Source organism: Flavobacterium sp. UW10123, from assembly GCF_040538975.1.
Lineage (GTDB): Bacteria > Bacteroidota > Bacteroidia > Flavobacteriales > Flavobacteriaceae > Flavobacterium.
The window spans coordinates 1-26,405 of sequence record NZ_JBEWQE010000017.1 but is presented as its reverse complement, the minus strand read 5'-3'; the positions used below and the strand labels follow the sequence as shown (position 1 = coordinate 26,405).

Sequence of the window (26,405 nt, the reverse complement as noted above, 5' to 3'; positions counted from 1 at the left end):
AGCCGGCTTTATTTTACTCAATCGGGTGTAATGTTTCATTTACAATTTTAAAGGCAGAAATAATGAAATAGGGTTTATAAATGGTTATTTATAACGCATTAAAGAAAATTCAAAATGAAAAAATTAAATAGAGTAAATACAGGATTAGAAAAGTTACAGCCAATTAAGGTAGTTCAGTTTGGAGAAGGTAATTTTTTAAGAGCCTTTGTTGATTATGCTTTTGATAAACTAAATAAAGAAGTTGATTTTAATGCCGGTATTGCAGTAGTTCAGCCTTTGAAAGACGGTATGGTAAACATGATTAATGATCAGGATGGTCTTTATACCTTGTTTATGAACGGAATTAAAAAGGGTGAAAAGATACAAGATATTGTGTTGATTAATAATATTGTAAAAACGATAAACCCATATACTGAATTTGCAAATTATTTGGCTTTAGCCAAAGAAGAAGAACTTCAGTTTATCGTTTCTAATACTACAGAAGCTGGAATTGAATTTATTGAAAGTGATGCTCCAGACATGCAACCACCAGTGTCATTTCCTGCAAAATTGACGGTTTTATTATACGAAAGATTTAAGCATTTTAACGGAGATGCTTCTAAAGGAGTTACAATAATTCCTTGTGAATTAATTGATTATAACTCTGAGACGCTTAAAAAATATATTTTACAATATGTTGATTTATGGAAATTAGAAGATGCATTTAAAACTTGGGTATCAGATGCTTGTACCTATCATAGCACTTTGGTTGACAGAATTGTTCCTGGATATCCAAGAGCTGAAATTGAAGAATACAATAACAAATTAGATTATCAGGACAATTTAATTGTTGCGGCTGAACCTTTTTTCCTTTGGGCTATTGAAGGTGGAGATGATCTAAAAGCAAAATTGCCTTTTCATAAAACAGATTTGAATGTAAAAATCGTTGATGATATACGTCCTTTTAAAATGATTAAAGTTCGTATTTTAAACGGTGCGCATACAGCAATGGTTCCTTTTTCACTTTTGCATGGCAATAAACTGGTAATGGAAACTGTTAACGGAGATTTTACTGGAAAATTTGTAAATAGCGTTATTAGTGAAATTAGTGAAACTCTTGATATGGACAAAAATGAAATTACGGCCTATTCGGAGGAAGTAATGGATAGATTTAAAAATCCATTTATCAAACATGCACTTGCTGATATTGCATTAAATTCTGTATCGAAATTCAAAGTAAGAGTTTTGCCTAGTTTATTAGGATATTATATTACAAACAAAAAATTGCCTGTTAATTTGACTTTTTCATTAGCGAGCTTAATTCGTTTCTACAAAGGAACTTGGAATGGTGAAAATTTACCGGTTAAAGATGGTGAAGATATTACAACTTTCTTCAACGGACTTTGGAAATCTGATGATTACGAGAAAATTGCTCGTCTAACATTACAAAACAAAGGTTTCTGGGATCAGGATTTAACTGAAATTCCTGGATTAACAAAAGCAATTACAATTGCTTTAGAAGAAGTAGATTCAAACGGAATTGAAGCTGGTTTTGCTAAGTTTCAAGAAAGAATAAAATAAGAAAAAACAAATAGAACAAAAAGAACAAAGGTTAATTATGGCAACGCAGAAAAAATTAATAAAAGTACACCCAACCGACAATGTTGCGGTTGCTTTGGTGGATCTTACTGCAGGCGAAGTGATTGATTTTGAAGGACAATCAATTACAGTAGAGTCTGATGTAAAAATGAAACATAAGATTGCAATGGTTCCTTTTAATGTAGGGGACAGAATCATTATGTATGGTGTTTTGGTTGGAAAAGCAAGCGCTAGAATCGAAAAAGGCGGACTGCTTTCTACAGCAAATGTAAAACACGAAAGTGATAAAGTTACTGGTAAAACAGAAACTATTGGCTGGAACGCTCCAAATGTTGATAAATGGAAAGACAGAACGTGGCAGGGCTATCATAGAGAAGATGGACAGGTTGGAACAGAAAATGTGTGGTTGTTTTTTCCATTAGTTTTTTGTGAAAACAGAAACATCGAAATCTTAAAAGATATTTTTGAGAAAGAATTGATGAAACCAAAAGAGAACGATTATCAGTTATTGTTGCGTTCTTTGGTAAAATCAGAAACGGGTGGAGCAGGAAATCAAGAAGCTTCAAACGATGCTAATTTATTCAATAATATTGAAGTAAAATTCATCACTCACCAAGGTGGTTGCGGTGGAATTCGTCAGGATTCTCACAGTTTAGCAAAACTTTTGGCGGGATATGTAAACAATCCAAACGTAGCTGGAGCAACGGTTTTAAGTTTAGGATGCCAGAATCTTCAAATTTCAATTTTCAAAGAAGCTTTAGATGCGATTAATCCAAACAGTAAAAAGCCTGTTTTAATTTACGATCAGCAGTCTATCGGAACAATTGAAACCATGTTGAGTAGTGTGGTAAAAGATACTTTTGAAGCAATTAAAAAAGCAAATGAAATCAAAAGAGAACCAGCTCCATTGTCTAAACTAAGAATTGGTTTAGAATGCGGTGGATCTGACGGATTCTCAGGAATTTCTGCTAACCCAACTTTAGGAGTTTTATCTGATCATTTAGTTGCTTTGGGAGGAACTACAATTCTTTCTGAATTCCCTGAATTATGTGGAGTAGAACAGGAATTAGTAAATCGTTGTATAGATGATAAAGATGGAAAACGTTTCTTAGACTTGATGAAATGGTACGAGAAAACAGTTGTTGATGCAGGTTCAGGATTTGATATGAATCCGTCTCCAGGTAATATCAAAGACGGTTTGATTACAGATGCTATGAAATCGGCTGGTGCTGCTAAAAAAGGAGGAACATCTCCAATTACAGGTGTTTATGATTATGGAGAATATATTAGCGAACCAGGCTTTACGTTGTTATGTACGCCAGGAAATGACGTAGAATGTACAACAGCAATGGTTGGTTCGGGAGCAAATATGGTATTGTTTACCACAGGTTTAGGAACTCCAACAGGAAACCCAATCGCGCCAGTTGTAAAAATTTCATCAAACACACAATTAGCAAACAAAATGTCTGACATTATCGATATTGATACTGGAGGAATTATTACAGGCGAAAAATCTATTGATGAAATGGCAGACGAAATGCTTGAGTTTATTATTGATGTTGCTAGCGGTAACATTAAGACAAAAGCTGCTATTTTAAATCAGAACGATTTTATTCCTTGGAAAAGAGGGGTGTCATTGTGATTTTTTAGGTACAAAGTTGCAGAGATGCAAAGTGACAAAGGTTTATAGAGAAGACGCACAATATGGTGCGTCTTTTTTTTGTGTTAGGTTTATCTATAGAGACGTACAGTAGTGTGTCTCTTGTTTTTAGAGAAAGCTCCAGCGGAGCAAAATATTTATAGAATTGAAATAATAGATACAAACAAAATCTCCGGAGGAGCGACATATATTTAGGTTGCAGAAAAAATATGCCGCTCCTCCGGAGCTTTATATTGTTATCATTAATCTTTTTGCTATAAATATTTCGCTTCTCTGAAGCTTGCATAAAAAAAAGCCCATTCTAAAATGAGCTTATATGACTTATATGGTGAAAAAAAAATTAAAAATTAGTCCTTGTAGAAGATTTACGAATATGTAGTTCTGGTGCAAGAACAACCTTTTTTTCAATTTTAATCGTATCTGTTTTATCGACTTGTTCTAAGAAAACACGAGCAGACATTCTTCCCATTTCAAGTGGTGACTGATCTACAGAAGTGATTGATAATTCCATGAATTTAGTAAAAGGTTCGTTACTGAAACCCGCAACACAAAACTCACTTGGAATGCTGATATTACGTTCTTTCAGTTCCTGAATTGCACCCAATGCGGCAAAATCACTTGACGAAAATATCGCGTCAGGAGGAGTTTCTAATTGTAGGAGTTTGTCAACAGCGTCTTTACCAGCTTCTACGCTACTTTTTGTGAAAATAACATATTCTTCATTAAAAGTAAGTCCGTTGTCTAATAAAGCTTGTTTATATCCTAAAAACCTGTTTTTAAAGATGTCTAATGATTGATCTCCAGAGAAATGAGCAATATTTCTGCAGCCTTCATCAATTAAATGTTTTGTAGCTAGATAACCGCCTTTGAAGTCATTTATGGTTACAGAACTTACACCGTCAATATGTTTGCTTCTATCAAAAAAGATTAGCGGTACATTTTTCTCCAATACATTTCTGAAAGCGCTGTCGTTCTCATCTGAAATACCAGTTACAGACATCATAATACCGTCAACTTGAGCATCTACAAGTGTATGAAGGTTTTCATTCTCCCTTTTTATGCTTTCGTGAGTCTGACAGATAATAACCTGATAACCGTGAGGATAAAGCTCTTCTTCGATTCCTCGAATGACTGAGGCGAAAAAGTTGCTATCAATACGCGGAACAATAACTCCGATATTATTACTTCGGCCACTCTTTAAAGCCAGCGCCAGTTTATTTTGCTTGTAGTTCATCGCAGCGGCGGTCTTGATAACCAACTCACGCGTCGCTTCCTTTATTTTAGGATTATTGTTTAACGCTCTGGAAACTGTTGCAGCTGTGATGTTTAATTTTTCAGCAATATCGTAAATAGTTACTTTTTCACTCATTCAAAAAAAGTTTATCGAATTATTTTTAAACAAAAGTACATTTTTTTTCATTATGCAATGAATATTGTTATCGATTACCATAATTTAAAACTCAAACGTTTTAGATTCTACAATGATAATAAATTATCTAAATTTTTGCATTAAATGTAATTAAAATTTGTAATAAAAATTAAATATATAATTTTTTTTCAAATTAATTTGGTCTCTTAGAACTATTTTTCTATTTTCGTGTAATCGATTACATAAAACTTAATGTTTTTGATATTCAAACAAGAAAAATCTGAGCAAATGATTACAAATAAGATAGTCACATTAAAAAAGATTCTTTTTTTAGCCGTTTTAGGGCTTTTAATACTATCATGCTCAAGACATTCTTCTTCAGTTTCTTCACAGAATCCATGGAAAACAATGGACTTGGTTATAAAAAGCATTCCACAGGTACATTTTTCAGATAAAGTTTATAACATAAATGATTTTGGCGCTGTTGCTGACGGAAAAACGTTAAACACTTTAGCATTCCAAAAAGCCATTCAAGAATGTGCAGCAAACGGCGGTGGTCAAGTTCTAGTTCCAAACGGAAAATATTTGACAGGAGCCATTCATTTAGAAAGCAATGTCAATCTGCACTTAGAAGATCATGCTGAGATTCTTTTTAGTTTAAACCCAAAAGATTATCCTATTGTTCATACTTCTTGGGAAGGCACAGAAGTGATGAATTATTCGCCACTTATTTATGCAAAAAACAAAACCAATATCGCTGTAACTGGAAAAGGAACCTTAAATGGTCAAGCAGACAGCACAAACTGGTGGATTTGGTCTGGCGGAAAAAATTATGGCTGGAAAAAAGGAATTCCGTCTCAAAATGATCCAACAAATCGTGAAGTATTGGTTGACATGGCAGAAAAAGGAATTCCTGTTTCAGAAAGAGTTTTTGGAGACGGACGTTACTTAAGACCAAATTTTATTGAATTTTTTGAATGCAATACTGCTTTAGTAAAAGATGTAAAAATCATCAATTCTCCATTTTGGATTTTACATCCAATAAAAACAAGCAACATGATTATTGACGGCGTAACGGCTAACAGCCATGGACCAAATAATGATGGTTGTGATCCAGAATATTCGCAAAATATTGTAATCAGAAACTGCACTTTCAATACAGGCGATGATTGTATTGCAATTAAAGCAGGGCGCGATGGTGACGGAAGAAGAGTAGCCATACCAAGTAAAAACATTATCGTGCAAAATTGTAAAATGATTGACGGTCACGGTGGAGTTGTAATTGGAAGCGAAATTTCGGCAGGAGTAAATAATGTTTTTGTAGAAAATTGTGTCATGGATAGTCCAAATTTGGATCGTGCCATTCGCATCAAAACCAATTCAAAAAGAGGCGGAATCATTGAGGATATCTACGTAAGAAACCTTGAAGTGGGAACCGTAAAAGAATGCGTCTTGAAATTAAATATGTTCTACAATGTTTACGGATCGCAGACAGGAAATTTTATTCCGACCATCAGAAATGTAAGCTTAGAGAATGTAACGGTAAAAAACGGTGGAAAATACAGCGTTTGGGCAGAAGGCTATAAGGAATCTCCTGTTGAGAATATCACCCTTAAAAATGTAAAAATCCAAAAAGTAGATTCGCTCTACTTATTAAAAAATGTAAAAAACATAAACTTTATAAATACCTATATCAATGAGAAAAAAGTAGAATCTATTACTAACTAAACATTATCAATTAACCAAACTTTAAACCACATGAGTATTAAACAATTATCTGAGAAAAAAGATAAGTACTTTGTATTTTTCTTTTTCCTGAATTTTTTACTGTGCAGTTCTATATACGCACAGTCAACCACAATCGAGGGGAAGATTACCGACGCAACTGGTATGTCATTGCCAGGGGTAAACATTAATGAAAAGGGAACTAAAAACGGAACTTCAACAGATTTTGAAGGAAGTTTTAAAATTAATGTATCAAACAGTAAAGCAACTTTAATAATTAGCTATTTAGGATTTCAGACACAAGAAGTAAGTGTTGCGGGAAAATCTAAAATCAACGTGACTCTTGCAGAACAATCCAATTCATTGAATGAAGTTGTTGTTGTAGGATATGGCTCTGTAAAAAAGACAGATCTTACTGGATCTGTTAGTACAATTAGTGCTGCAACTATTACAGAAAGAAATACAATTAATCCGTTAGAAGCTATTCAGGGGAGTACTCCGGGAGTTCAGATTTCATCTTCATCAGGGCGTGCTGGAGACGGATTTAAAGTAGTAATTAGAGGAAATAATTCCCTAATTGCAGATTCAAATAATCCAAGTGTAGTAGGATCTTCACCTCTATACGTTGTAGATGGTGTACCAATGGATGGAATCGATTTTTTAAATCCGCAGGATATTGCCAGAATGGATGTCTTAAAAGATGCTTCTTCTGCAGCTATTTATGGTTCTAGAGGATCAAATGGTGTTATTATCGTAACAACAAAAAGCGGAACTAGTGCAAAAGCAGGAATCAGTGTAACTTTTGACACTTCTTACGGAAATAAAACTGCGACTAGATTACCAAAAATGATGTCTGGGGAAGAGTGGTGGAAGTTTCACCAAGTAGCTTACATGAGTGCAAAACCTCTAACTCAAACTCCAGCTCAATTAGCGGCTTTAGCAGGAAACCAGAGCCCATTATTGGTTTCTCGTGCCAACAGCGGTTATAATTTTGACTGGTACGATGCTGTGCTTCAATCAGGGATGACAGAGAATAATTATTTGAATATTTCTGGACGTTCAGATTCTGGTTTAAGCTATAATTTAGGATTCGGAATCCAAAGCGATCGTGGTCTTATTGAAAACGATGCGACAGATAAATACTCTTTTAAATTAGGATTAAATCATAAAATAAACGACAAATTTTCTACTGGCGTAAACGTTACAATTGCAAGATTGGATAACCAATTAGGTAGTGATTTGGCTATGCAGGATGCATTTAGATTAAGTCCGCTAATGTCTCCGTGGGCAGTTGATGAGGAAGGAAATGAGAAAGTAGGAACTTTATTTTTCTTGCCAGGAAAATTGACGTATCCTGATGGTTCTTGGGCAATTAATAAAACGTCTACGGTCAATCCGCTGATGGAGATCGCGAATTCTTCTCAAACGGAAAAAACATGGCAAACAGTTGGTAATGCTTATTTTCAATATCAGCCTTTAAAATGGCTTTCATTTAAAACAACATTTGCTGCAGGAATTATGGATACTCAAAATTCAAAATCATATACAGCACAAACAAATGCAGGGGTAACATTAAACGGAAAAAATTCTGCTACTTTAGAGAATATAAACAACTTCAATTATACTTGGGACAATCAAATCGATTTAAAACATACCTTTAATGAAGTTCATGACGTTAGCGTATTATTATTGCAGAGTTTGTACTCAAATGTTGATGAAAGTTCATATATGTATTCTAATAATCAGCCTTTTGATGTTGGAACAGACAATATGGGATCTGGAGCACAAACGAGTTATGTGATAAAATCTGCTTATGCAAAAAACACGTTAAACTCTTACGCTGTACGTTTAAACTATGCGTTTAAAGACAAATATTTGGTTACAGCTTCTACTAGATGGGACGGTTCTTCTGTTTTGTCTGAAGGCAATAAATGGGAAAGTTTTCCATCATTGGCTTTAGGATGGAAACTTAGTAAAGAATCATTTTTAGCAAATAGCTCAGTTGTTTCAGATTTAAAATTGCGTGCGAGTATTGGATATACAGGAAATGATAACGTAGCACCATATACTTCGCAAGCATTATTAAACCAGCAGACATTTTATGCACAGGGTTCAAATGTTGTTCCAGGATGGCAATCGGAGAATTTGGCAAATCCAAATCTAACTTGGGAGAAAACGAGAGAATACAATTTAGGTGTTGATTTTGGATTCTTAAAAAATAGAATTACAGGTAGTGTAGATGTTTACGACAGATTATCAGATAATTTGATCTACAAACAGCAATTGCCAGCAGAATCTGGATGGAAAAATACATTTGCAAATGTTGGATCTGTTAGTAATAAAGGTATAGAAGCTTTATTGACTACAAAAAACATTAAGTCTGGAAAAGTGACTTGGGAAACTACTTTTACTTTTACTAAAAACGTAAATAAATTAGAATCAATTTATAACCAAGATAAAGTAAGTGATATTGGAAATAAATTGATTCTTGGCGCTCCATTAAACCCGAATTACAATTATGTTTATGATGGTGTTTGGCAAGAAAGCGAAGCATCACAGGCAGCATCTTACGGAATGGCTCCAGGACAAGCAAGACCAAAAGATTTGAATGGAGACGGTAAATTTAATCAAGATGACAGAACAGTAATCGGAAATCCAAATCCAGAGTGGCAAGGAAGTTTATATTCTAAATTAGTTGTGGGACAATTTGATTTTAATTTTTCAGTTTTAACAAGTCAAGGGCAAACGGTTTTAAGTACTTTCCACCAAAACTTTGCTGATGTTAGTGATAGAGGCCGCCAGAAATTAGCAATGGATTACTTTATTCCAACCAACGGTACAGGAATTGAGGCTAATGCCAATAATACCAACCCAAGACCAGGACCTGTAGCAACAGGTGCAGGAGCATATTGGACTTCTCTATTTGGGTATTACAGAGACGTTTCTTACGTGAAAATCAAAAATATATCTTTAGGTTACACTTTAGATTCTGAACTATTGAAAAAACTAAAAATTTCTAATTTCAGAATTTACGTGAACGTTTTAGATCCATTTGTGTTTACAGATTTTGATGGTTATGATCCAGAATGGGCAGCTTCTTCTTTTGGAGTAAACCGTCCAGCGGCAGTAACTACACAATTGGGATTAAGTGTTAAATTTTAATAAAGATATTCAAATGAAAAAAATATTAGTAATGATAGGAATAATCGCTGTAGCTGTAAGTTCTTGCAGTGATTATATTGAAGAAGATAGCCGCTCGTTTGTACCAGCAGATGCAACATACAAAACTGCAACAGGATTTCAGTTATTGGTGAATACAAACTATGCTTGGCTGAAAGGAATTTATGGCGGAAATCCATGGCTTTTTGAAGCTGGAACCGATATGTATGCTGAAGGAAGAACTCCAGAACCAGCTGGTTTAAGTCAGTATGCACTTTTAATTCCATCTTCAGACAATGTTGCCGATTTGTACAATTCATGCTACCAGCAGATTCAGGCAGTAAACAAAACCGTATATTATTCAACAATAACTGAACAGACAGCAAATATAAACACACTTGTAGGTGAAGCACGCTATTTAAGAGCAAATGCTTATTTCTTATTAGTTCAGACTTATGGAGGAGTTCCGATTGTTTTAGACAACATAACAAGTCCAGTTTTATCTTTTACAAGAAACAGTGCCGAAGAAGTTTATACACAAATCATAGCAGATTTAGATTTTGCTTTGGCTAATGTTGGAACTACTGCTTATGGTACAACTGGAAAAGTAAACAAAAGAGCTGTAAACGATTTATTGGCAAAAGTATATTTGACCAGAGGATACGAAAGTTTTGGAAAACCAGATGATTTTTCAAAGGCTGCTGCGTATGCAGATGCTGCAATCGGAGGTCAAACTTTAGCAATTGCTTTCGATCAGTTGTTCAAGCCAGGAAACGATTTAAATGCTGAAACGATTTTTTCTGTACAGTACGACAAAGCTTCAACAAGTACAAGTCCTACAACATTAGGAAACAACCAGTTTTACTATTTTAGTTCTTATTTGGGAGGTGCTGAAACTGGAGCCCCATTAAGAAGCTACAACTTATGTCCAACAGATTATGCTTTAGGTTTATACGAAAAAGGCGATGCAAGATGGAACGCGACTTTTATGACTGAAATTGTAGAAGGGCCAGAAACGACAAACGGAGTTACAAAAACTATTTTATACTATCCGTACTACAGAAGTACAAATCCAGCTTCTTTAAAAGTGAGACATTTTTACGCACCAAAATGGTTTACAGCAGCGGATAAAACAGCATGGATGACGGCTAATGCTTCTAGATTAGCTTCGACATTCGTTTATCATCCATGGGGAGAATATTCAGCAGCCTATACGTTAATCAAAAACTTAGACTGTTATACTATTCCAGTTAAGAAATTTGATGACCCAGATCCAACTACGCCATCAAGTACAGGACCTGTAAGTACAAGAGATATTATTGTTTCAAGACTTGGAGAAACGTATTTAATTGCGGCAGAAGCTTATTTAAAAGCAGGAAATCCAGGAACAGGATTAGCTCGTCTAAATGAGGTACGCAGAAGAGCAGGTGTAGCCAATGCCACTTTAGCTCAATTTAATATCGATTATATCCTTGACGAAAGAGGAAGAGAACTATTAGGCGAGTACAAACGCTGGTTCGACTTAAAACGTACAGGAACATTGGTCGCAAGAGCCTCTGCTCATAATTATAAAATTAAAGCAGCAAATTTTGTAGGTGTTGACGGTCAGCTTAAAATTTTAAGACCAATCCCACAAACAGTTTTGGATTTAAACCAAAACAAAGATTTTCCTCAAAATCCTGGTTATTAGTAATTTGTTAGTTTTTTGAGAACTATGTTTTTTGAAGTAGTTAAAAAGGGGTTTGACTATAGGTCAAACTCCTTTCTTAACTAAAAAGTAAAGAGTAGAAATGCGAAAATTTAAATTAATCTTAGTGTTGTTTTTTAATGTGATTGTAATGCAAAGCCAGCAATACAAAACAGATACGTCGTATACCATTAAAAGTACTTATGCTAAATTAATTAAGAAATATCCATTTATTACAATCCCAAAAGTAAAAACAAATTCAGATGTTAAAGAAACATTTGATTTAGTTTACAATAAAGAACAAGATCGCGTTTTGCATTTTGATGCTTTTGTAAGCACAAAAAAGAAAAAAAATCCTGCAGTAATTATGATTCATGGCGGAGGATGGAGATCGGGAAATAAAAACCAGATGCAGTTTTTAGGTGCAGCAATTGCAGCAAAAGGCTATTCTTGTTTTTCGATCGAATACCGATTATCATTAGAAGCAAAATACCCAACAGGAGTTATTGACGTTAAGAACGCGATAAAATTTATCAAAGACAATGCGGAGAAATTTAATGTAGATCCAAACAAAATTGCGGTTTTAGGCTGTTCTTCGGGAGGGCAAATGGCAGCTTTGATTGGTACAACAAATAATAATCCGCTTTTTGAAGATAAAAATTTTAAAAGCAGAGCATCGTCAAAAGTCAATGCGATAATTGATGTAGACGGTGTTTTGGCATTTAAACATCGAGAATCGTCAGAAGGAGATATGGCCGCATTTTGGTTAGGAGTAAAATCAGATGAGATTCCTGAAAATTGGAAAAACGCTTCAGCATTGAGTCATACAGACAAAAATACTCCACCCGTATTATACATCTGTAGCAGTATTCCGAGATTTCATGCAGGAAGAGATGATATGATTCAGATTTTGAGTAAATATAAAATCTATAATGAAGTGCAGACCATTCCAGATTCGCCACATTCATTTTGGTTTTATGAACCTTGGTTTACACAAACAATCTCGTACAGCGTACGATTTTTAGATACAATTTTTAAATAATTTAGAATACAAATGAAAGCAAAAATCACCACAGCAGTTTTATTTTTCGCAGGTCTAACAGCCATAAATGCGCAAAAATATGATATCAAAACCAATAAAACGTATGCCGAAATATCTGCAAAAACAGACGGAAAATGGGAGGGAAGAAAGTATAAAGGCGGTACGGTGTTTAAAAATGTGGACCGATTAAAGCTGGCTCCAGAGCATACTGACCATTCTTTTGACATTCGCTACGAAGGGCCAGGTTGGGAAAACAACAGAATTGGATACCGTTTGTATTTAGATTGGAGAAATGCTATTGATATCTTCGGGAAAAAAACATCTGAAAATATTCTGCCAAAAGTAGGGCAGGACGGTTTCGATTCGTACCATGAAATGAGCGATTGGGGAGCCGATATTTTAAAAGCAGGAAAAGGAATCGGAATTGGTTCTATCGATCGTTATTTAAACAACGAAAAATTACACTTCCGTGAAGTAGATTCAACCATTGCAACAGTGGCTAATAAATCGAACGAATCTACAATAAAAGTAAATTATTATGGATGGAAAACAGCTTCAGATAAAATCGATTTTATTTCAGAATTGACTATTAAACCAGATCAATTATACACGCAGCACACGATTAAAGCTTCACAAGCAATCAAAGGAATTTGTACAGGAATTGTAAAGACAAAAACGGGTGAATTGCTTAAAAAAGAAAGTAAAAACAAAAAATGGGCTTATTTGGCAACTTATGGAGAACAATCTTTGGTTCCAGATAAGTTAGGAATGGCAATTTTTTATGAAATTAGTACTATCGAAAATATTGCAGACACAGACTTAGATTACCTTTTAGTTTTTAAACCAACTACAAAAGCAGTGACTTTTTACCTTTTGGGAGCTTGGGAACAAGAGGTAAATGGCATCAAAACAAAAGAAGAATTTGCGCAATATTTAGATAAACAATTAGAAGTACTGAATAAAAAAGGCAAAATGTAAAATTGTTTTTGCCACAGATTAAAGGATTAAAATGATTAAAAAAATCTGCTCAATCTGCCGAATCTGCGTGAAAATTTATCCAAATAATCCATTAATCTGTGGCTAAAAAAAATAAATATGAAGTATAAAAAAATAGCTATACTGTTACTGTTGCTTTTCAATGTTTTTGCTATTGCGCAAAATCAGACAGCGGTATCAGATAATGTTATTCCGTACGATTTAAAATGGTCAGAACGAACAGCGCTTTCTATTTTAAGTAGGTATCCGAATGCTTGGCAGCTTGACGGAAATGAAAAACCAAAATGGGATTACAAAATGGGTTTTGTATTGTCTGGTTTTGAAAAATTATATCAGAAAACCAACAATAAAAAATACCTAAGCTATATTAAAGAGTACGTTGATGGAATGATTGACAGTACAGGAAATATCAAAAAATATGATATTAAAGAATACAATATCGATTGTTTGAATCCTGGAAAACTGCTGTTTAATCTTTATGAAGTTACAAAAGATTCGCGTTATCTACAGCTTATCGGAAAACTGAGAAATCAGTTAGAAAGCCAGCCGAGAACACCAAGCGGAGGATTCTGGCACAAACAGATTTACCCAAACCAAATGTGGATTGATGGTTTGTATATGGCAGAGCCTTTTTATGCGCAGTTTACGGTGAAGTACGAAAAAGGAAAAAGCTTAGATGATATTGCCAAACAATTTGAACTCGTTCAGAAACATATTGTAGACCCAAAAACAGGATTGGTTTATCAAGCTTGGGACGAAAGTAAAGAGATTGCTTGGGCAGATAAGCAAACAGGAACTTCGCCAACAATTTGGGGTAGGGGAATTGGCTGGTACATGGTCGCGTTGGTTGAAACATTAGATTATTTCCCAAAATCACATCCGAAGTATAAGGTTTTGGTAGGATACTTGAATCAGATTGCAAAAAGTGTGAATCAGTACAAAAGTGAAAATGGGTTATGGTATCAAGTTGCAGATAAACCAGAATTGTATGGAAATTACGTAGAACCATCAGCTTCTGGAATGATTATTTATGCTTTTGCAAAAGGAGCAAACAAAGGTTATTTAGCGTCAAGCTATAAATCGACAGCCAAAAAATCATTTGACAGTTTTGTAAAAGAATTTGTGAAAGTTGATAAAAAAGGAGAAGTCAATGTTTTGAATGTTTCATCAAACGTAGGTTTGGGCGGAAAACCATTCCGTGACGGAACAAACAATTATTATTTGTCTTCCAAAACAAAAGAAAACGGTGCAATTGGCCTTGGAGCATTTTTATTGGCATCAATAGAATTAGAAAAATAGTTGAATTTAAATATATGTTGAAATGAAAAATAGTAGAAAGCACAATTACTTCATGTCGGCTCTTATGGTCTTTGTTATGACTATTACGAGTTGTAAAGTAACCTCACAGGAACCTGCAAAAGATATCGTAATTGGAAAAAATGCAAAATGGTCTGATAAAATGGCTTTGACTTTGATGAAACGCCATCCAGAATCGTATATGATTGACGATGCTAAAAAGCCAAAGTGGGATTACGTTCATGCTTTAGTGCTGCATTCAATAGAAGAATTGTACAAAAAAAATCCTGATGCTAGATACAAAAATTACGTAAGAACTTATGTAGATCAGTTTGTGCAAACAGACGGAAGCATTACTACGTATGAGTTTGATAAATACAATATTGATTTAGTATTGCCAGGACGTCTTCTTTTTGATGTTTATGAAACTTCAAAAGATGAAAAATATTTAAAAGCATTACAGCTAATTCGCAAACAGCTTGCAGAACAGCCAAGAACGCAAAGTGGCGGATTCTGGCACAAACAAATCTATCCAAACCAAATGTGGCTAGACGGTTTGTATATGGGAGAACCATTCTATGCAGAATACACAGCAAAATTTGAAAACGGAAAAAGTTTCGACGATATCGCAAAACAATTTGAAGTGATTCAGCTGAAAGCTACAGATCCAAAAACGGGATTATTATACCACGGATGGGACGAAAGTAAACAAATGCCTTGGGCAAATAAAGAAACAGGAAACTCTCCAAACTTCTGGTCGAGATCTTTAGGCTGGTACGTAATGGCTTTGGTTGATGTTTTAGATTATATGCCAAAAGACCATCCAAAAAGAAAAGAGTTAATCAAATATTTAAACAATGCTTCTGAAGCGATACTTAAATTTCAAGATAGCAAATCTGGTTTATGGTATCAGGTTACAGATAAAGGCGGAGAAAAAGACAATTATTTAGAAGCTTCTGGATCTGCAATGTTTGCGTATGCTTATGCAAAAGGAGCAAACAAAGGATATTTGCCAGCTAAATTTAAAAAAGCAGCCAACAAAGCTTTTGACGGATTAACAACAATTTTAATCAAAAAAGTAGACGAAGACGGTGGAATCACTTTAACAAACTGCTGTCAAGTGGCAGGTTTAGGAGGAAACCCATATCGTGACGGTTCTTACGAATATTACGTAAACGAAAGAAAAAAAGACAACGATCCGAAAGCAACTGGGCCTTTTATTTTGGCTGCTATTGAATTAAACAGATAATTTTTAGAAGTTATGAGTTTGGAGTTATGAGTTATGAATGCTCTGCTTTGTCTTGCTGAGCGGAGTCGAAGCATCGCAAAGAAACTCCTCAAAGAAAAGCAAATTTTAAAGCCGACAGGTTTTTAAAAGCTGTCGGGTTTAAATAAAAAAGTATAGTTAAAAATGAAAAACATAAAAATCATCCTATTCCTCTTCTGCATCGTTTTCTTTCAGAAGAATACAGCACAAGTCTGGACGCCAGATAACGGAGACGGAACCTACACCAATCCTGTTATTCATGCCGATTATTCAGATCCAGATGTTGTTCGCGTAGGCGATGATTATTATATGACCGCTTCATCTTTTAACTGCATTCCAGGTTTGCCTATTTTACATTCAAAAGACTTAGTAAACTGGAAAATTATTGGTCATGCTTTGGTAAAACAGCCACCATTTGAAACGTATGATAGCGTACAGCACGGAAACGGAGTTTGGGCGCCAAGCATTACCTTTCATAAAAATGAGTTTTATATTTATTACCCAGATCCCGATTTCGGAATTTATATGATTAAAGCCAAAAAAGCAGAAGGGCCATGGTCTGAACCGCTTTTGGTAAAAGCTGGAAAAGGCTTAATCGATCCTAGTCCGCTTTGGGATACCGACGGGAAAGCGTATCTGACTCATGCCTTTGCAGGAAGCCGTGCACAGATTAAAAGTCTGCTTGTAGTGTGCACCATGAATCCAGAAGGAACGGTTGTAAATAATGACGAAGTAATGGTGATTGACGGACATAAAGGCGAAGAAACTATTGAAGGCCCAAAATTCTACAAGCGAAATGGATATTACTACATTTTTGCTCCAGCTGGCGGAGTTCCAACAGGATGGCAGACGGTTTTAAGATCGAAAAATGTTTTCGGACCTTATGAAAAAAAGAAGGTTCTAGAACAAGGTTCGACCGCTATAAATGGTCCCCATCAAGGTGCTTGGGTAACGACACAGACAGGAGAAGACTGGTTTTTTCATTTTCAAGATAAAGAAGCCTATGGACGAATTGTGCATCTTCAGCCAATGAAATGGGTAAACGACTGGCCGGTTATGGGAGAAGATTTTGATAAAAACGGAATCGGCGAGCCTGTAACAACTTATAGAAAGCCAAATGTCGGCAAAAAATATCCGATAGAAGTTCCAGCAACTTCAGATGAATTTAATGAGCCTAAACTGGGACTGCAATGGCAATGGCAGGCCAACAAACAAACCAATTTTGGATTCCCGACAAGTTTAGGATATCTAAATCTGTTTTGCAACACTACTACATCAAACATTTTTAATGCGCCAAATTTATTATTACAAAAATTCCCAGCAGAAGAATTTACCGCTACAGCAAAACTGACTTTTAATTCGAGACTTAAAGGCGAATCTACAGGTCTGATTGTAATGGGATTAGATTATAGTTTTCTATGTTTTAAAAATGTTGATGGTAAACTATACTTGAATCAGAAAACGGGAACTTTTGACAAAATGGTTTCAGAAACAGGAACAAAACCAATTTTAATAGAAAGCAATACGATTTACCTTAGAGTTCAAATTAAGAAAGACGGAATGTGCAGTTTCTTTTACAGCTTAAATGATAAAAATTATCAGCCAATCGGAAATGATTTCAAATCAAGAGAAGGAAAATGGATTGGTGCCAAAGTCGGACTTTTCGCTTTAGGCGAAGAAATAAAAAATGATTCTGGAAATGTTGAAGTAGATTGGTTTAGAGTAACGAAATAAGAAGGAAATGATGCAGTTTAAAAAACAAATAATATTTTTTTTGTGCTTTTGCAGTTTTGCTGTAAATGCTCAGAATACTTACAAAAGATGGCCTGATATTATCCGTAAGAACGATGCAGCTTGGTTTGCTTCGGCAGAAGCCAAAAAAATAGCCGAAAACGTATTGCTCTATCAAAGAGACATTGGAGGCTGGCCAAAGAACATCCAAATGCAGGATGAACTGACCGAAAAGCAGAAAAAAGATTTAATATCACTCAAAAAAACGGCCGTAGAAACTACTACAGACAATGGCGCAACTTGTCAAGAAATGCTTTTTATGTCTAGAATGTACGCGCAGGTAAAAGACGAACGTTATAGAGAATCTTTCTTAAAAGGATTGAATTATCTGCTTGAAGCGCAATATGCAAATGGCGGTTGGCCACAGTTTTATCCGTTAAAAAAAGGCTATTATATGCACATTACCTACAATGACGATTCGATGGTGAATATTATGAATGTCATAAAAGCTGTAGCAGACGAATCGGATTATTATAGTATTAAACCATCAAAAGAAATTGTAGAAAAATGCAAAAAAGCTTTTGATAAAGGAGTCGATTGCATCTTAAAAACGCAATACAAACAAAACGGAGTTTTAACCGCATGGTGCGCACAGCATGACGAAGTTACATTGGCTCCTGCAAATGCCAGAGCTTTTGAATTGGCTTCGTTAAGTGGGTATGAATCAACAAAAATTGTGTTGCTTTTAATGTCGATTGACAAGCCTTCAAGAGAAATTGTAACCGCTGTAAAAAGTGCTGTGGAGTGGTTCGAAAAAACAAAAATCACCAATTTAGAAGAAAAAAGAGTTTTGAATGATGCTGGAAAAATCGTAGACAAAAAAATGATTCCAACAGCAAATGCAAAACCGATTTGGGCAAGATTTATGGATTTGGAAACCAATGAACCTTTCTTTTGCGATCGTGACGGAATCAGAAAAAAATCGTTGGATCAGATTGGTTCAGAAAGGCGAAATGGCTATTCTTGGTATTCAGACGCGCCGCAGGAAGTTTTGAAAAAATTTCCCGATTGGGCAGTTAAAAACGGCACTAAAGTAGGCGCTTCAGAAAAGAAAATTATTAATTATATTACAGTAGCACAAGACGGTTCTGGAGATTATACCAAAATACAAGACGCTGTTTATGCGACTCCAGCTTTTCCGTATGAGAAAGTAACCGTTTATGTGAAAAACGGAATTTACAACGAAAAGGTGAGGATCCCAGAATGGAATACAAAAGTTGTTTTGCAAGGCGAAAGCAAAGAAAACACCATTATTACTTTTGATGATAATTTTTCGAAAATCGGACTCGGAAGAAACAGCACCTTTTATACCTATACGCTTTTGGTTGAAGGAGACGATTTTTCGGCGTCCAACTTAACCATTAAAAATACTTCAGGTGAACGTGGGCAAGCTATTGCATTGTCGGTTACAGCAAATCGCGCCAAAATAACAAACTGTAATCTTTTAGGAAATCAGGATACTTTATACCTATCAGGAAAAGATGCCAAACAATATTTTAAAGACTGTTATATCGAAGGTACAACCGATTTTATATTTGGTGGCGCAACAGCTTTATTCGAGAACTGCACCATTCACAGCATTAAAAGTTCGTATATCACAGCCGCTTCCACGCCAGAAGGAATGCCGTTTGGATTCGTTTTTAAGAACTGTAAACTCACAGCAAATCCAGAAGCAAAAGACGTTTATTTAGGAAGACCATGGCGCATTTATGCCAAAACCGTTTTTATAAACTGCGAAATGGGCTACCAAATTAAACCAGAAGGCTGGGAAAACTGGTCGAAACCAGAAGCAGAAAAAAAAGCCTTTTATGCCGAATACAATTGCACTGGTGAAGGATTTCAGCCATCAAAAAGAGTAAAATGGTCTCATCAGCTTTCTAAGAAAGAAGCGGCGCAATATTCTATTGAGAACATTCTTAAGGATAAGGCTGGAGCGTGGTATTTTTAGTATTCAGTCGCAGTCTCAGTTTACAGTGTCAGTCACAGTCTCAGTTTACAGCGCAAACTGCAATACTATGCGGTTAATTTTACCGCAAAGTGCGCTAAGGTTACGCAAAGTTCACAAAGGTTTAATATAAGGAGACAAAGTGACAAAGGTTTTTCCGTAGAGACGCACTTCAGTGCGTCTACGCAAAGTATATCGACAAAGTATTGTCCTCCTGAGCGGAGTCGAAGGATTTTCGTGACGTAAAGGTCTTCGACTCCGTTCAGACTGACAAATGAAGACAAAGCTTTGTGCTCTTTCGATAAGAAGATAAAGAAAATAAAGAAAAAAGTTAGTGAACTTTTCGTAACCCTCGGGCACTTTCCGGTATAAAAAAGGAAAAAATAAATCTGCATAATCTGCTAAATCAGCGAGCAAAAAAATTTCACGCAGATTTAAAAAGATCAAAGCAGATTAAAAAGATTTTTTTAGAATTAAATCTGCGCAGATCAGCTAAAATTAGCATAATCTGCGTGAAATCAAAAAACTCAATATAAAAAAAATGAATCTAAAATATCTTCTCTTAATACTCATCGCCAGCACATGTTTTGCACAAAACGGAGATTTTCCGTCAGCAAAAGTCGATTCTATTGTAAAGAATATAAAGCTTCCAGAAATTCCTTCTTTTCAAATCAATGTGGTGAAATTAGGAGCAAAAGGAGATTCTGTTTCAGACAATAAAAAGGCTTTTGATAAAGCAATGGCATTATGTAAAAAGAACAACGGCGGAACTATTATTGTCCCAAAAGGAACCTATAAAATTAATGGGCCAATTCATTTTGTGAGCAATGTCAATTTGAAACTCGAAAAAGGAGCAAGAATAAAATTCAGCGATAATCCAAAAGACTATTTGCCAATGGTTTTAACAAGTTGGGAAGGCACAATGCTGTACAATTACAGTCCGCTTATTTATGCTAACAACTGCACTAATATTGCCATTTCTGGCGAAGGAACTATTGATGGAGAAGGAGGAAAGGCTTGGAAAACCTTTAAAGCAAAAGAAAACGAAGGCAAAAACAGAAGCCGTGACATGAATCATAACAATACTCCATTAAGCGAAAGAAAATTTGGAGAAGGCTACTTTTTAAGACCACAGATGATTCAGTTTTTAAACTGCAAAAACATTTTAGTCGAAAATATCAGAATCGAAAATTCGCCATTCTGGTGTCTGCACCTTTTAAAATCAGAAAGCATAACCATTCGCGGCATAAGCTATAAATCACTAAATCATAACAACGACGGAATAGATCCAGAATACGCAAAAGACGTTTTAATAGAAAACGTAACTTTTGATAATGGAGACGATAATGTTGCCATAAAAGCAGGAAGAGACCACGAAGGAAGAGCTAATACAGCGACGCCAAGTCAAAATATTATCATTAGAAATTGTAATTTTCAAGGACTTCATGGAGTCGTAATCGGCAGCGAAATGTCGGCTGGAGTTCAGAATGTTTTTGTAGAAAACTGTAAAACTGTGGGTTACTTAAAAAGAGGAATTTATTTGAAAACCAACGCAGATCGCGGGGGGTATATTAAAAATATATTTGTTAGAAATATTGAATTAGACCAAGTTGAAGACTGTTTGTACATTACAGCAAACTATCATGGAGAAGGGAAAGGCTATCAGTCTGATATATCTAATGTATATTTTTCAAATATTACTTGTAACAAAGCTTCAGAATCTGGAATTGTCATCCAAGGATTTGCAGATAAAAAAATCAAAAAGATAACATTAAAAAATATAGAAATAAAAGAAGCTAAAAATGCCTTGTCGAACGAAAATGCAGAAAACGTCTTGATGACAGATGTGTTTATAGGCAAACGTGCAACAGTGCCGACAGCAGTTTCTAAACATTAGTTTTTTTCAAAGGTTCAAAGGTTCTGAGTAACAAAGGTTCAAAGTTTTTTTTACCGCAAAGCACACAAAGAGAATCGACAAAGCTTTGTGTCCTCTTTGACAAAGAATATAAAAATAAACTTAGCGACCTTTGCGTAAACCCTTGCGCACTTTGCGGTAAAAAAAAACTTCGCAGTAAAAACAAAAGAAAATGAAAAAATACATCATCCTAACATTCCTCATCACCACAGTTTGTTTCGCACAAAAAACATCCCTGTATTGCATTGGCGACTCCACAATGGCCAATAAAAAAGACCCAGAAAAAAATCCCGAACACGGCTGGGCGCAGGTATTGCAACCATTATTTAAAGATAATATTGTTGTAGTAAATAAAGCTGTGAACGGAAGAAGCACTAAAAGCTTTATTGATGAAAAGCGTTGGGATTCTATTTATAACCAATTAAAAAAAGGTGATTATGTTTTAATAGAATTTGGACATAATGATCAAAAAATAGAAGACCCAAGTCGTTATACCAATCCGCATACTGCGTACAGATATAATTTAATAAAATTTGTAAAAGAAAGTAGAGAGAAAGGAGCAATACCAATTTTACTTACTTCTATTTCTAGACGAAATTTTAATGAGAAAGGAGTTTTAGTTCCCACTCATGGTGATTATCCTTTGGAAACTCGTTTAGTTGCACAAGAGTACGACGTGCCATTTATTGATATGGAATATTATACCGAAAAGCTTGAACAATCTTATGGACCAGAAAAGTCAAAAGAGCTTCATTTGCATTTTAAAGCTGGTGAAAATACTTTTTACGATAAAGATAAAGAAGATGATACTCACTTGTCTTTAAAAGGCGCTACAGAAATAGCTCAGATTTTTGTAAATCAAATTAAACAATTAAGAGAATCCGAAATAGGAAAACTGAGAAAAGACATAAAATAGTTTTAAGAAAGTATACATTTTTTGAGAAGCACTAGTAATAGATTTTTTTATTGCTAGTGTTTTTTTATTCTTTTTTAAGTTTGTTAATGTGTTGATTTTCAGTATATTTGTGATTTGTAAAATCATACATGAAATAGGAAAATGTTTTTTAATTAAAATTGTAGCTTGATTGGTTTATTAATACTATTATGACTTTTTTACATTTCTTTATGTTAGAATAATATTAATTAGAAATCAACATTATTAGCTTCTATTTGGTTACAATCACTAAAATTTCTACTTTTTTGATTAGAAAAGCTCTATTCTGTTATTTTTTAAACTTTTAGTGGAAACTAAAAAAATGTTCTTGGAATATTTTTGCACTCGCAAAAAATGTAAAAACCTACAGCGTACGTTTAAGAAAATTAAAATATACAATTATTATTTAAAAACCGATTTGCATTTTACTAGTGAAATTGGATTTTATCTGACCATTGTTGAATAAAAAAAATGAATATGAGAACAAAAATTACTCTAATATTATTAATTCTGTCCTTTTTAAGTAATAGAACTATTGCACAGACTGTTTCTGGTGCAGCCAGTAATACAGGTTGTCAAAACAGTGGAATTGTTACCGCTAGTAGTATTGGTTTAGGAACTACGCCACAGTATCAGCTTGTTAGGGGAGGAACTGTAGTTTCTCCAGTTCCTGGAGACAACACGCAATTTACGACCAACCCTATTTTTACTGGGTTAAGTACAGGAACTTATGTGGTAAATGGGCGGGCAACATCAGCAGCAACGGTATTTTCAAGCGGAAATATAAGTGTAACAGATGGATATACTGCAATGACTGTAACAACTCCAACGAAAGTGTCTGCTTGTGTGGGAGGCACACAAATATTAACATCTACAGTTACAAATGGAAAGTCTCCATATATTTACACTATAGCGACGCAGGCCGCACCTGGTACTATTTTGCAAAACAGTGGATCTATATCTGCTAATACTTTTACTTTTAATGGTCTTACTGCAAATAGTTATATTGTAAGTGTTACGGATTCTTGTGGACAGACGGTAACAGGTGCGACTTCGGTTGCCAACCCTACGGTAACTATTAATGATATAAAAATAGCAACAATATCCTACCCTGGAAGGCCAGGACTCTCCTGTATAGAAGCGATCAGATTATATATTGAAAGAGGGTTTGTTTACACTTCTAATGGTACTTTCGTTTCTGCAGCTGATGCATCTTTATTTAGATGGAAAATAAAATATAAAGGAGACTTATATGGTGAAGATACCGATAGTGATGGATATGCCGATAAAAATGGAAATGGATTTTTATTATCAAATCTTAATCCTGTATTACCTGTTACTGCAAATAGAAGTGATGTAACGGCAGATATTTCTAATATGCGCGTTGTATTAATGGATATGTGTGGAGCAACCAAAGAATTTGCAGTTACTAATTATAATACAACTTATTCTAGTCTTTCAATTGCAAACTGTGGTGGTTCTGCACTTGTTAAATCAGTAATTGGGGTTGGACTTGATTGTTTGCCTATTAAATTAACACTGACAAATGAAACAAATGCGAGTGATGTCCACAATTTTACTGTTACAACTGGCAGTGGCCAGGTATTTAGTGAAACATTAACCGCAGGAGCTTATTATAGAGTCACTTATGAAGATGGTGATGGACAAACTACAGGATTATATACAGCGCCATCAAGCAGATTATTATTTCCTAACACATCAAATTATACAGTAGCTCAAAGCGTTTCAGGTACTTACAATGTAAGTTTAAATTATTTAGATTATGGTTATTTATATTTGGCAATAAATCCGACTCAGCCTGGAGATAATTTGACTTACACGGTTACAGCTTCCAATAATCCATTAGTTCCTGTCGGATATACAAATAGTTTTCCTTTAGTTGAAAATGTACCTCAATTGCCAAGTCCTAATCCGACTGATCCAAAACCATTTTGGCCAAAAGGAAATTATACTCTGCAAGTAAATACTAATTGCGGAAGCGCAATTGCTAATGTTGTAGTTCAAGGGCGTTCAGCCAGTTTATCTGGATATACAACTACACCTGTTTGCGGAGGGTTTAATTATGTTATGAATGGTAATTTTGATGATCCTACAGCATATCAAGTGATAATTGTTTCTGGTCCTTCAAGTGTAGGACAGACTAGGGACTTGGCTAGTTCAACTGCTTCACTGCCTTTTAATGGTTTAAGTTATGGAACTTATGTTTTCGGACTTCGAATAAAAGGTGGAACACGAAACGTTTTAACTCAAAGTGTTACTTACGATGCTAATAATGCTATAATAGTTGATAAAACAAATACAGGAGGATATGTTTGTGCGTCAGGTGCAACAAGTGGTGTTTTAACAATAACCGCAGCATCAAATTCCCCGGCTCCGAATAACGTTCTTGATTATGCGCTTAGCAGCGATGGTGGGTCAACTTTTGGATCTTATCAAAGTAGCAATACCTTTGGTGGACTAACTGATGAAACGTATTTTTTTAGAATTAAAGACGGCTGCGGAAATGTCATAACTCAATCAGTACAGATAGGAGTGGCGGCAGCACCAGAGGCAACAGCGAACGGCTTAAATACACCTGCTACAATATGTAATATGCCTTCGGGAACAATACAGCTAGACGTAGATATTTTTGGAGCTCTTTCTTATTTTTGGAGTGGTCCTGGAATTAATACATCTAATCAAAATCAAAAAGATCCTGTAATAAATTATTCAGATCTTTCAGTTGGAGCAAATAATTTCACATGTATTGTTGCTCTAGGACCTCCTTGCAGTAGTAGTCCAGTTTCAAATTTAACGATAAATGTAAACCCTAGTCCAACAATCGTAATTAATGACCCTGCCGCGGTTTGTACGCCAGCTACTGTCGATATTACTACTACAGCTATTACAGCTGGTAGCGATTCTGGACTCGCATATACTTATTTCTTAGATGAACAGGCAATTATTTCAGTGAATGACCCTTCTGCGATAAATTTAAGAGGTACTTATTATATTAAAGGAACAAACGCTAATGGCTGCTTTACGATTTCTCCAGTTGAAGTCATAATAAATGATCTTCCTACAGCGTCGATAAATTATTTAAGTGCAGCTTATTGTCAATTTGGTACGACAATTCCAGAACTAATAGGTACAACAGGAGGAACCTATACGTCTGATCCTAGTTTAGATATAGATTCTGATACGGGAGAAATAAATCTAGCCAGCTCTACAGCTGGAAATCATACTATTTCTTATACATTTACAGATGGGAGCTGTTCAAATACTGTTACAACAGATATCCTTATAAATTCATTACCAGTTGCTGCAATAAGTTATGGTTCACAGTCTTATTGTAATAGAGGTGTAGCAACTTCGGTAGAAACGGGTATTGCAAATGGTGTGTATAGCTCAGATCCAGGATTAAGCATTGATGAAGCTACAGGCGAAATAAATCTTGCCACTTCAATACCTGGAAATTATATAGTAACTTATACTTTTAACAATGGTAACTGTTTTAATACAGCAACTGCAGATATTACAATAAATGAATCAACACTACCTGGAACTTTAGCAGATGTGACTGCTGAATGTTCAATTACTCCAGTGCCACCAGTATTAACAGACCCATGCGCTGGAATAATTTCGGGAACCACATCAACCGTATTTCCGATTACGACGCAGGGGACGACAGTGGTGACATGGAGCTTTGATTATGGAAACGGTTATACACAGACAGCCGATCAGAATGTAATCCTTGCCGACCTTACCGCTCCCGCAGCTCCGGTTCTGCCGGATATTTCAGGGGAGTGCTCTGCAACGCCTCCAGTTCCGACAGCGTCTGATGCCTGCATGGGTATAATTTCGGGAACCACATCAGCAGTATTTCCTATTACTGCGCAGGGGACGACAGTGGTGACATGGAGCTTTGATGACGGAAACGGCAATGTTTCGACAGCCGATCAGAATGTAATCCTTGCCGACCTTACCGCTCCCGCAGCTCCGGTTCTGCCGGATATTTCAGGGGAGTGCTCTGCAACGCCT

Annotated in this window: 15 protein-coding genes; 14 read left to right on the top strand and 1 reads right to left on the bottom strand. The window is 35.3% G+C overall.

Annotated features, from left to right (window positions below; translation table 11 throughout):
- Positions 1-114: 114 nt before the first annotated feature.
- Both ABXT06_RS18615 and ABXT06_RS18610 read left to right on the top strand, forming a co-directional pair.
- Positions 115-1,560: a tagaturonate reductase gene (locus tag ABXT06_RS18615; RefSeq protein ID WP_354592088.1), complete on the top strand. Its 1,446-nt coding sequence runs from the start codon at positions 115-117 to the stop codon at positions 1,558-1,560.
- 37 nt (positions 1,561-1,597) lie between these two features.
- Complete coding sequence (locus ABXT06_RS18610) at positions 1,598-3,220, top strand: UxaA family hydrolase (RefSeq protein ID WP_111377120.1); 1,623 nt, start codon at positions 1,598-1,600, stop codon at positions 3,218-3,220.
- Positions 3,221-3,578: 358 nt separating this feature from the next.
- Here the strand turns inward: ABXT06_RS18610 and ABXT06_RS18605 are convergent, their stop codons facing one another.
- Positions 3,579-4,607, bottom strand: coding sequence for a LacI family DNA-binding transcriptional regulator (locus ABXT06_RS18605; RefSeq protein WP_111367115.1), 1,029 nt, complete (start codon positions 4,605-4,607; stop codon positions 3,579-3,581).
- 288 nt (positions 4,608-4,895) lie between these two features.
- Between ABXT06_RS18605 and ABXT06_RS18600 the strand changes: the two genes are divergently transcribed.
- The 12 genes from ABXT06_RS18600 to ABXT06_RS18545 form a co-directional block, all read left to right on the top strand.
- On the top strand, positions 4,896-6,335 hold the full coding sequence (locus ABXT06_RS18600; protein ID WP_354592087.1) for a glycoside hydrolase family 28 protein: 1,440 nt from the start codon (positions 4,896-4,898) through the stop codon (positions 6,333-6,335).
- 30 nt (positions 6,336-6,365) lie between these two features.
- Positions 6,366-9,494, top strand: a complete 3,129-nt coding sequence (locus ABXT06_RS18595; protein ID WP_354592086.1) for a SusC/RagA family TonB-linked outer membrane protein — start codon at positions 6,366-6,368, stop codon at positions 9,492-9,494.
- 13 nt (positions 9,495-9,507) lie between these two features.
- Positions 9,508-11,181, top strand: coding sequence for a RagB/SusD family nutrient uptake outer membrane protein (locus ABXT06_RS18590; RefSeq protein WP_354592085.1), 1,674 nt, complete (start codon positions 9,508-9,510; stop codon positions 11,179-11,181).
- Positions 11,182-11,281: 100 nt separating this feature from the next.
- Positions 11,282-12,220 (top strand): alpha/beta hydrolase fold domain-containing protein, encoded by a 939-nt coding sequence (locus tag ABXT06_RS18585; protein ID WP_354592084.1) that lies wholly within the window; start codon positions 11,282-11,284, stop codon positions 12,218-12,220.
- A gap of 12 nt (positions 12,221-12,232) precedes the next feature.
- Positions 12,233-13,198, top strand: a complete 966-nt coding sequence (locus tag ABXT06_RS18580; RefSeq protein ID WP_354592083.1) for a DUF4861 family protein — start codon at positions 12,233-12,235, stop codon at positions 13,196-13,198.
- Positions 13,199-13,315: 117 nt separating this feature from the next.
- Entirely contained in the window at positions 13,316-14,515 is a 1,200-nt protein-coding gene (locus ABXT06_RS18575; protein WP_354592082.1) for a glycoside hydrolase family 88/105 protein, read from the top strand.
- Positions 14,516-14,537: 22 nt separating this feature from the next.
- On the top strand, positions 14,538-15,761 hold the full coding sequence (locus tag ABXT06_RS18570; protein WP_354592081.1) for a glycoside hydrolase family 88/105 protein: 1,224 nt from the start codon (positions 14,538-14,540) through the stop codon (positions 15,759-15,761).
- A 162-nt stretch (positions 15,762-15,923) separates the two neighbouring features.
- A complete protein-coding gene (locus tag ABXT06_RS18565) occupies positions 15,924-17,513 on the top strand; it encodes a glycoside hydrolase family 43 protein (protein WP_354592080.1) in 1,590 nt (529 codons plus the stop codon).
- 7 nt (positions 17,514-17,520) lie between these two features.
- Positions 17,521-19,518: a pectate lyase gene (gene pelA, locus ABXT06_RS18560; protein ID WP_354592079.1), complete on the top strand. Its 1,998-nt coding sequence runs from the start codon at positions 17,521-17,523 to the stop codon at positions 19,516-19,518.
- Positions 19,519-20,056: 538 nt separating this feature from the next.
- Complete coding sequence (locus ABXT06_RS18555) at positions 20,057-21,412, top strand: glycoside hydrolase family 28 protein (protein WP_354592078.1); 1,356 nt, start codon at positions 20,057-20,059, stop codon at positions 21,410-21,412.
- Positions 21,413-21,602: 190 nt separating this feature from the next.
- On the top strand, positions 21,603-22,346 hold the full coding sequence (locus ABXT06_RS18550; RefSeq protein ID WP_354592077.1) for a rhamnogalacturonan acetylesterase: 744 nt from the start codon (positions 21,603-21,605) through the stop codon (positions 22,344-22,346).
- Positions 22,347-22,841: 495 nt separating this feature from the next.
- The coding region (locus ABXT06_RS18545) for a beta strand repeat-containing protein (protein WP_354592076.1) at positions 22,842-26,405 on the top strand (3,564 nt) is incomplete at its 3' end.

What these genes read in the sequence shown, in the direction of transcription:
- ABXT06_RS18590 (WP_354592085.1), top strand. Translation starts at nt 9,508, where the DNA reads ATGAAAAAAATATTAGTAATGATAGGAATAATCGCTGTAGCTGTAAGT.
- ABXT06_RS18585 (WP_354592084.1), top strand. Translation starts at nt 11,282, where the DNA reads ATGCGAAAATTTAAATTAATCTTAGTGTTGTTTTTTAATGTGATTGTA.
- ABXT06_RS18550 (WP_354592077.1), top strand. Translation starts at nt 21,603, where the DNA reads ATGAAAAAATACATCATCCTAACATTCCTCATCACCACAGTTTGTTTC.
- ABXT06_RS18610 (WP_111377120.1), top strand. Translation starts at nt 1,598, where the DNA reads ATGGCAACGCAGAAAAAATTAATAAAAGTACACCCAACCGACAATGTT.
- ABXT06_RS18600 (WP_354592087.1), top strand. Translation starts at nt 4,896, where the DNA reads ATGATTACAAATAAGATAGTCACATTAAAAAAGATTCTTTTTTTAGCC.
- ABXT06_RS18595 (WP_354592086.1), top strand. Translation starts at nt 6,366, where the DNA reads ATGAGTATTAAACAATTATCTGAGAAAAAAGATAAGTACTTTGTATTT.
- ABXT06_RS18580 (WP_354592083.1), top strand. Translation starts at nt 12,233, where the DNA reads ATGAAAGCAAAAATCACCACAGCAGTTTTATTTTTCGCAGGTCTAACA.
- ABXT06_RS18575 (WP_354592082.1), top strand. Translation starts at nt 13,316, where the DNA reads ATGAAGTATAAAAAAATAGCTATACTGTTACTGTTGCTTTTCAATGTT.
- ABXT06_RS18615 (WP_354592088.1), top strand. Translation starts at nt 115, where the DNA reads ATGAAAAAATTAAATAGAGTAAATACAGGATTAGAAAAGTTACAGCCA.
- ABXT06_RS18570 (WP_354592081.1), top strand. Translation starts at nt 14,538, where the DNA reads ATGAAAAATAGTAGAAAGCACAATTACTTCATGTCGGCTCTTATGGTC.
- ABXT06_RS18565 (WP_354592080.1), top strand. Translation starts at nt 15,924, where the DNA reads ATGAAAAACATAAAAATCATCCTATTCCTCTTCTGCATCGTTTTCTTT.
- ABXT06_RS18555 (WP_354592078.1), top strand. Translation starts at nt 20,057, where the DNA reads ATGAATCTAAAATATCTTCTCTTAATACTCATCGCCAGCACATGTTTT.
- ABXT06_RS18605 (WP_111367115.1), bottom strand. Translation starts at nt 4,607, where the DNA reads ATGAGTGAAAAAGTAACTATTTACGATATTGCTGAAAAATTAAACATC.
- pelA (WP_354592079.1), top strand. Translation starts at nt 17,521, where the DNA reads ATGATGCAGTTTAAAAAACAAATAATATTTTTTTTGTGCTTTTGCAGT.